Source organism: Paraburkholderia sp. BR10937, assembly GCF_040965695.1.
Taxonomy (GTDB): domain Bacteria; phylum Pseudomonadota; class Gammaproteobacteria; order Burkholderiales; family Burkholderiaceae; genus Paraburkholderia.
This window is the reverse complement of the sequence record NZ_JBFRCL010000327.1, coordinates 1-209: the sequence shown is the minus strand read 5'-3', so window position 1 is coordinate 209 and position 209 is coordinate 1. Positions and strand designations below refer to the sequence as shown.

Here is a 209-nt window from a genome sequence, read left to right as displayed (position 1 = left end):
CCTCCCGATTGGATATGATTGTTCATTTCCTTATATTCTTCCTTGTCCATTCGTCATATTCCTTGTGCGTTAGCACATGACTAATTAACAACATTTGCCGGTTTAAATGGACTGTAGCGACGACTCGGAAATTGTTTCCTCCAACATCAAACACATAAAACTTTGTTGGAACGTAATCGACTGTAGTACCAAACGTCTTCTTAAGACCG

The 209-nt window shown here is 39.7% G+C and carries 1 protein-coding gene; it reads right to left on the bottom strand.

The window, feature by feature from the left end:
- Positions 1-22: 22 nt before the first annotated feature.
- Positions 23-209 (bottom strand): type II toxin-antitoxin system HigB family toxin (locus AB4Y44_RS43140; RefSeq protein WP_368702874.1); only part of this gene is annotated, 187 nt, incomplete at its 5' end.